Raw genomic sequence first — 7295 nt, 5'->3', positions numbered from 1 at the left:
GGGTACAGAGATTCATTCCCCACAAGTGATTAGTGGAAATATTGGTGATGCCTACGACGCTACGACGGATACCTATAAATTAACAATCGACGGTTATACGCTAGATGAGAACAATTTACCAGATAACGCTCTTGGAGAATTAGGGGGAAAACCGCAGACGATTACTTATGTTTACAAAAAAGTGGCGTCTCAGACGGAGCCATCAGACCCAGAACAAAAAAATAGCGAACCGACCTCTCATGTGAAAAACAAAAATCAGCAAAAAAATCCAGATTCACCAGCAACAAAATTGCCGCAAACCAATGAGAAAACAAATGGTTACTTAAACTTCTTGGGAATTGGCCTAGTCAGCTTCATCGGATTCTACTTTATAAAACGACGAAAATAATTAAAAAGGATCTGCTTGATTACAGGGCTTTTATTCTTAAACTGAAACAAAGATTTTTCCAAAAAAAGATCAATGAGAGAACGACCAAATACCGAAACAAGAAATCTATCTTCTCGTTTCGGTATTTTTGTTGTGTTAGGGATCGATTCATCTTCCAGAAGCGGTTTAAGAAACATGGGCGCGCATTTATAGCGAATGGCTGGCAATGGCTAATTATCAATCGACAAGAGGATCAGAACTTTTGTGGTATGAAAGTTCTGATTTATCTAAACTCGATTGCAAAAGTGAGCTATGGATTCCAGTCAGTAAAAGCTTATGATTCACTAAGCAGGCGTAATGAAAGAACGCACAACGCACAAACAATCAAAAAAGCACAGTCACTTCTGTGCTTCTTTGCGTGTCTTCATTGGAAATGAGGACTAAGAAATAGTGAGTTGTGCTGAAAGAACAAGGGAAGTGTGATAGAACTAGCAATTAGACGAGATTATCCTAACGATAGCCACGGAATGCCGGGATCTACCTTGTATCTGCCGAAGACAGAAACTTTTTTCTCATTGAGGAGTCCGCTGGTAGAAAAACTTCTATCAAAAATCCTTTTTTACTGTCTAAAAAAATGACATTCAGTAATGCTAGAAAGTAGGTATTAAGTAAGAATATCCTGTGTTAGCTACGGATGGATTTACCTTTGATAAAATCTCTTAATTTACTTATTCCGAAACTGCTGATAACAATGGCTGGGAAAAATTGAACGGGAAACAGCAGAAGCAGCAGTGCAGCACTGACAAATGGTTGTCCGAGAATGATCGTTACACTGGATGCAACAACGACTCCCACAATCAAGCCTGGTGTGTAAGGAAACAGGTGCACTAAAGCAAAACCAATCGCAGTGCTTGAAAAAATAGCCGGAAAGATTTTTCCGCCTCGCCAACCAAAGGCAAAACAGAAATTGGTCAAAAAGGCTTTCCCAATGCCTAGCAACAGTAAGCTGAAAAAGGAAAATCCTAAGGCTTCTTTCGATAGAGGTAGCAACTGATGTTCACCAGAAAAAATGAAATAAGGAGACCATAGAGCGAATAAACCAATGGCAATCCCAGCGATTATTGCTTGAATGATTGGGCTATTTATTTTTTGGGCTAACTGATTCGTCAATTGTTCGATTTTTAAAAACAGAAAACCAAACACAGCACCTAGCAACCAACCAACAGGCAGCAGCAGAATCGTTTGCCATGCCCAATCAATCGTTTGTGGGAAATGTAAAGAGAAGACACTTTCTTCTGGAGAGAATTGCTCAATGAAAAGAAAACCTGCAATCCCAAAAAGGGTACTAAGGGCATATAGGAAAATTTTTCTTCCTTTCGTTTTCAATTGAAGCGAGTCATGTTCTTCGAAAACTTCACTGACACCGACAAAAGGAGCTCGGAAAATAGTGGACAACATGGTTCCGATACTGACTTTTACTAACTCTTCTCTATGTTCAAAAGTCATCTTTAAATGATCACCTATCCAAGTGATCAATCCGCCGACAATTCCGGCTAGAGCGGCCTCTGGTCCTAAACTTGCACCAAACATCAGCACAATAATCGCAGATAAGCCATTTTTAAGTAAGTGATTTTTGTAGGTGACGCGGCCTTTTCTTTTAAATTCCCCTAATGTTTCTTCAATCGTTGTAGGGTATGGCCCTATTCTTTTTTGAATGAGACCTACTAAAATTCCGCCTACTACGCCAACAACTAGCGGATAGAAAGGAATAGAAACCAGGCTTGGGATATCGACCCAAACAAAATCAATCAAAACGTTTGTCACTAACAAAAAAACAGCAGCCAGTATTCCAACTACGAAACCCAATAAACTGCTATACAATACGAACAGTGTAGAAAATACCATCCTTTTTCCTCTTTTCTTGAATTGATCCTGTCTTATGCTTGGAAAATTTTTGCGCACGTCAACTGCTTGTTCCTACTAGTTCTTCAAGAGTCAGTAGGCTCATTATGCTCACTAAGAGCTTCGATTTCTTTGCGGATCGCCAGCATATCATTTTCGATATGATCCATGTCCTCCGCAATTTTTTGTAATTTCTCTGAAATTGCAGGATTTTCTAAATCATTTTTGTACCGCAAACTATGCTCTAAGCTTGCCCAGAAATCCATTGCAATGGTTCGAAACTGAATTTCAACTTTGATTTTTTTCGTGTCTTCGAGAAAATATACAGGTACTTCAATTACGACATGAACGCTGCGATAGCCGCTTGGTTTGGGATTTTCTAAATAGTCTTTGGTTTTTAGAATCTTGATATCCGGATGTCGCCGCAGTGAATCGATGATGGCATAAATATCATCGCGGTAAGAACAAATCACTCGTAAGCCAGCAAAATCCTGAATCGAATCAATGATGACTTCCTTAGAATAGTTCAGTTGTTTTTTGTGTAATTTATTGACGACACTTTTAAATTTTTTGATTCTTTTCTGAATTTGGTGAATACTATTTTTTCGACCGCTGTGACTATTGCTTCCTAACTCACGATCAATAATCAACAATTTGGTTTCTACTTCGTCTAAAGCAGAGCGGTAATACACGGTGAGCTCTTGATAAAGTTCAATGGCTTCTACACCCATAACGTGATCACTGACTGAGGGTTCTTTGTTCACGATATCAAGCAATTGGACGATCGGAAATTCAGACATTTGGCTCTCTCCATTCAATTTTTACTTGGAAGTAAATTAGTACGTATTTGATAATAATTTTAACACAAGAGCAACTTTTCTTACGGAAAAGGGCTTCGAGAAGAAAATCGTGCATGGGGAATAAGAGAGGGACGAGGACAGAGAAGCTGAATGAAGCAGCTCAATTGAACCATTTTGTTTGATTAATTATATTTAAAATAAAAAAATACCATTGTGTGTGTGTGAAATTCGAAGTAGACTAATCTTAATAATAAAATGGCGCCTTTTATAGACTAACGTTTTTGAAGGAGCATTCAAATGGAGGAGATGGGGAAATGGACAAGCAAAATAGTAATCGTACATGGTTTTATAGTACCTTTTCAGATGATATCCCGAAAATGTTGCTAGACGGAAAGCGGGTAGCGGCACTGATTGAAATTGACGCCAAGGAATATCCTCAAGGGTTTGTCAAACGTTCAGCTGGAACGCCGAATTGTAAATGTATCATTGGAGAAGATACCGTTGATATAATCAAGTTGGGAGAAACCCATGGTTTGTTTATGAAAAAGCAGGAACAAAAAATAGTACAAATAAACGTAATAGACTTGGAGTATCTTTATCTAGGGATAAGAAAACAGTTAGTCGCGAATAGTGGGTATCACTACTTATTTTTGGATCTAAAAAGTAAGGCAAACACGAACCCGCTAAAATTCGCGATCAGTTCTTTGAAACCATTTTTGCTTCTGTGGAATCATCCAGCTTTTGCAGCCGTTGAAAAAAGGACAGATGACTCCTTAGTTCCATTACTAAATAGTAGCGATCCAGATAGGATCTTAATCCAAATCGAACATAATCAAATTGAGATTCCTTTAGTGACTGATTTAATAAAGGCATAACGGAATCCAATGAGTATAAGTGTCAGCCAAAATCCAGCAGCATTTTCATTGAAGTAAACAAAACGACTGCGAAACACCTTTAGCAAGGCTCTGTCGCAGTCGTTTTCGTGTATATCATAATCAATTCGCCATTTTCTGGATCTATTTTCCCGGTATGGCTAAAGCCAAAAACGGTATAAAACGAAAAGATTTTTTCGTTTTCTCTGTGGGCACTTAAATAGATTTTTTCCACTGTCCAATGGCTGAACAGATAGTCCAGGAGCAATGGCATAAATTTCTTACCTAAGCCCAATTTTTGCCAACGCTGATCGATCATCAAGCGATCCAACCAAATACTTTGTTCTTGTTGGTTATAGGCACCGACCATTGCAAAGCCGACAATGGTTTCTTCCTTGTACAAAGCAAGTGGGATCCAATGCAAAGAAGTATCATAGGCAGCTTCCAGCAATGAGGTGGTATTGTCTTCAATAAACGCACGTTGGGATTCTGATACTTGTAAGGCAGCAACGGTGCGCCAAGTGGACTGGGTCACTTCTTCAATTCTGACTGTCATAGTGCAGCTCCTTTCTTACATTTTTTTAGTATAACGAAAGCTGTCTGAAAGAACAAATAAGGGAAGCCATATGATCTGCTTGACTGCGTTTGGCTTTTGAAAGACGAGGCTTGTCTTTTCGTATTTCATTTGCTTTTTTGCAATAGTTTACTTTTTGTTTACTATTTCCTGTTACTATCATATTAGCTTCGTCTTTATAAGGCAAAAAAATCGAGGAAGAAATCGGATTATCGGGTGTGCCGTGAGAAAAGCTATTCTTTTGCAGATGACTGAAGCGACCTATTGAAGAACCTGTTCGTTTGGGTTAAAATCGAAAAAAATAAGCTGTCCGTTTATTTCCCTACAGGAAATTGATTAAGAAAAAACGAGCGGTCACAGCAGTTTTTCAAAAAGAATAGATTGATTTGTAACTGTTGGATAAAGGTGGGATACATGGCGTATCCAGGAGAAGAGGAAAAGAATGACTATCAAGCAGCGTTTATTTATTTCGCATATATTGATGATTATTGTTCCGGTTTTATTGAGCTTGTTAACTTCAGTGATCGCTTTTTTGTTAGTTTGGCGGTATTTCTGGGGATTGGACGAAGGGGCGATGATCAAAAACACGGAGTTTCGTGCGCAATACGCCACGGTGGAGAGTTTGATGATCAAATGGGACAATAAGAAAACGACAGATGCTGATGTGGTCGCTGATCTGAAGCATTTCAAGAAGACCCAACACAGTAAAGATATTGCGTTACTGGTCTATGATGGCGATCAGCTGATTTCATCGGTTGGTGAAGTAACGGATCAGAAAATGTTGGATGTTGCTTTAAAAGAAGTAGGGGAGCATAGTTATCTAAAAGACCAAACCTTTCTCACCACTTTTGAGACCAATCATTACAAGATCATTTTGATCAATTCGAATTATTACAATGATCTGTATTATCAAGATCCATTGTGGGATCGTGATTATAAGTCGATGTTGTCGCGCATCATCGTAGTCGTCGTAATTTTGATTCTCTCAATCATCTTTATCACCAGTCGTGTTCTGACCCGATATTTGACTAAAAGCATCACCGATCCTTTAGATTTATTGACGAAGGGATTTTACAAAATCAGAGAAGGCGATTTGCAGTATCAGATCCAGTATACGAAGCAAGATGAATTTTTGCCCGTCTCGAAAGATTTTAATGGAATGGCTCGCCAGTTGAAACAGATGATGGATAATCAGAATAAATTGGAAGCTAATCGACGAGAGTTGATCGCTGGTATTTCCCACGATCTGCGGACTCCTCTGACTTCGATTAAAGCATATGTGGAGGGGCTGGAGAAGGGAATCGCTCAGACACCGGCGATGCGAAGCAAATACTTTACGATCGTGAAAAAGAAAATCGATGACTTGGATCAAGTGATTGCTCAGCTTTTCTTATTTTCGAAACTAGACACTGGAGAGTTTCCTTTTAATCTGGTGACAACTACTAGCAAGAAACTGATCGATGAATACATTGGCTTTATCCAGCAGGAATATGAGCTGAACGGATTAAAGATAACCCTCGCATCGAATGATCAAAATGTTGTTTTAGAAGTTGATCCGGTACAATTTCGCACCGTTTTGACGAATTTATTTGAAAATGCCCGTAAATATGTTGATCGCAAGGACAAGGAAGTAGTTGTATCCTATGAAGTTATTGCGGAACAATTTATCTTATCGATCACCGACAACGGCAATGGCGTCTCAGAGGAAAATTTAGAAAATTTGTTTGAACTCTTCTATCGTGATGACCGTTCACGAACCAATCCAAGCAAAGGGAACGGTTTGGGATTGGCGATTTCAAAGAAAATCATTGAAGGATTCCATGGAACGATTCAAGCCTGTAACCATTCAAATGGGGGACTGACGATCGTTATCATACTCCCAGTGAAATCAAAAAGGAAGTGAAAAAGTTGCGTGTACGAGTATTAATTATTGAAGACGATGAAGATATTTCAATGATCGAAAAAGACTTTTTAGAAATGGAAGGGTACGAGGTCTGTATCGTTAATGATGGCTGTGCAGGCTATCATGAAGCGTTGACAGAAAAGTACCAGTTGATTTTACTGGATGTGATGTTACCAGGAATGGATGGCCATGAAATTTGCCGCAACATTCGGGACAAGGTCGATATTCCCATCATTATGGTGACGGCCAAGTCAGAAGAGTTAGAGAAACTAAGAGGCTTGGGTATAGGTGCAGATGATTATATCTCAAAGCCGTTTTCCCCCACTGAGCTTGTCGCTCGTGTGAAAGCGAACATTGCCTAGTACAATCGGATCAAACGTGGAAAACAGACAGAAACTGTATCTAGTGAAATCGAATTAGGTGGCATCCGAATCAATTCTCAGACCCATCGTGTCTATGTGGATGGAAGCGAAGTTGACTGCAAACACCGAGAATATGAGTTGTTGCTCTTTTTGATGGAGAACCCGGAGATCGTCTTTAGCAAAGAACAACTGTACGAAAAGATTTGGGGAATGGAAGCACTCGGCAATATCCGAACCGTTGCTGTGCATATCAATCGTTTAAGAGAAAAAGTTGAGGAAGATCCCACCAATCCTCAATACATTCAAACCGTCTGGGGCGCTGGCTATCGTTTCAAAGCCTAAACAGCCAATCTGCTCCAACAAGATAAAAAGCAAGAAACTTTTCTCAGTCCGTCGGCTGATGAAAGAGATTCTTGCTTTTTTTTGTAAAGAAAAGGGTGCTTTTTTGCGTGAAACTGCTTTATATTACAAAAATGTAAGCAGGTTAAAAAAAAACTAATAAATGAAATAAATTG

At 39.2% G+C, this 7295-nt stretch carries 6 protein-coding genes and 1 pseudogene; 4 read left to right on the top strand and 3 right to left on the bottom strand.

All coding sequences use genetic code 11. From position 1 onward, the window contains the following. On the top strand, nt 1–388 hold a 388-nt coding region (locus Q0A12_RS00475; protein WP_291290768.1), incomplete at its 5' end, for a MucBP domain-containing protein. Nucleotides 389–1051: 663 nt separating this feature from the next. On the opposite strand, the gene Q0A12_RS00470 is transcribed toward Q0A12_RS00475, so the two are convergent. Both Q0A12_RS00470 and Q0A12_RS00465 read right to left on the bottom strand, forming a co-directional pair. Beyond that, nucleotides 1052–2272 carry a chloride channel protein gene (locus Q0A12_RS00470; protein ID WP_291290767.1) on the bottom strand — a complete coding sequence of 407 codons (1221 nt, stop codon included), beginning with the start codon at nt 2270–2272 and terminating at the stop codon, nt 1052–1054. A gap of 83 nt (nt 2273–2355) precedes the next feature. Further along, nucleotides 2356–3069 (bottom strand): (p)ppGpp synthetase, encoded by a 714-nt coding sequence (locus Q0A12_RS00465; protein WP_291290766.1) that lies wholly within the window; start codon nt 3067–3069, stop codon nt 2356–2358. Between the two features lie 314 nt (nt 3070–3383). On the opposite strand from Q0A12_RS00465, the gene Q0A12_RS00460 reads away from it, so the two are divergent. After that, complete coding sequence (locus Q0A12_RS00460; protein ID WP_291290765.1) at nt 3384–3944, top strand: hypothetical protein; 561 nt, start codon at nt 3384–3386, stop codon at nt 3942–3944. A 79-nt stretch (nt 3945–4023) separates the two neighbouring features. Here the strand turns inward: Q0A12_RS00460 and Q0A12_RS00455 are convergent, their stop codons facing one another. Next, nucleotides 4024–4497 carry a GNAT family N-acetyltransferase gene (locus Q0A12_RS00455; RefSeq protein WP_291290764.1) on the bottom strand — a complete coding sequence of 158 codons (474 nt, stop codon included), beginning with the start codon at nt 4495–4497 and terminating at the stop codon, nt 4024–4026. Nucleotides 4498–4957: 460 nt separating this feature from the next. Between Q0A12_RS00455 and Q0A12_RS00450 the strand changes: the two genes are divergently transcribed. Together Q0A12_RS00450 and Q0A12_RS00445 are read left to right on the top strand one after the other, a co-directional pair. After that, complete coding sequence (locus tag Q0A12_RS00450; protein ID WP_291290763.1) at nt 4958–6418, top strand: HAMP domain-containing sensor histidine kinase; 1461 nt, start codon at nt 4958–4960, stop codon at nt 6416–6418. Between the two features lie 50 nt (nt 6419–6468). Further along, nucleotides 6469–7122, top strand: a pseudogene (locus Q0A12_RS00445) (response regulator transcription factor). The last annotated feature ends 173 nt before the right edge of the window (nt 7123–7295 follow it).

This window comes from Enterococcus sp. (genome assembly GCF_022711995.1).
Classification (GTDB): Bacteria; Bacillota; Bacilli; order Lactobacillales; family Enterococcaceae; genus Enterococcus_D.
Note: the sequence above shows the minus strand (reverse complement) of the source record. Positions and strands in the feature narration are given on the sequence as shown.

Coding starts and splice junctions, on each gene's coding strand:
- Q0A12_RS00470 (WP_291290767.1), bottom strand. CDS start 2,272: ATGGTATTTTCTACACTGTTCGTATTGTATAGCAGTTTATTGGGTTTC.
- Q0A12_RS00465 (WP_291290766.1), bottom strand. CDS start 3,069: ATGTCTGAATTTCCGATCGTCCAATTGCTTGATATCGTGAACAAAGAA.
- Q0A12_RS00450 (WP_291290763.1), top strand. CDS start 4,958: ATGACTATCAAGCAGCGTTTATTTATTTCGCATATATTGATGATTATT.
- Q0A12_RS00460 (WP_291290765.1), top strand. CDS start 3,384: ATGGACAAGCAAAATAGTAATCGTACATGGTTTTATAGTACCTTTTCA.
- Q0A12_RS00455 (WP_291290764.1), bottom strand. CDS start 4,497: ATGACAGTCAGAATTGAAGAAGTGACCCAGTCCACTTGGCGCACCGTT.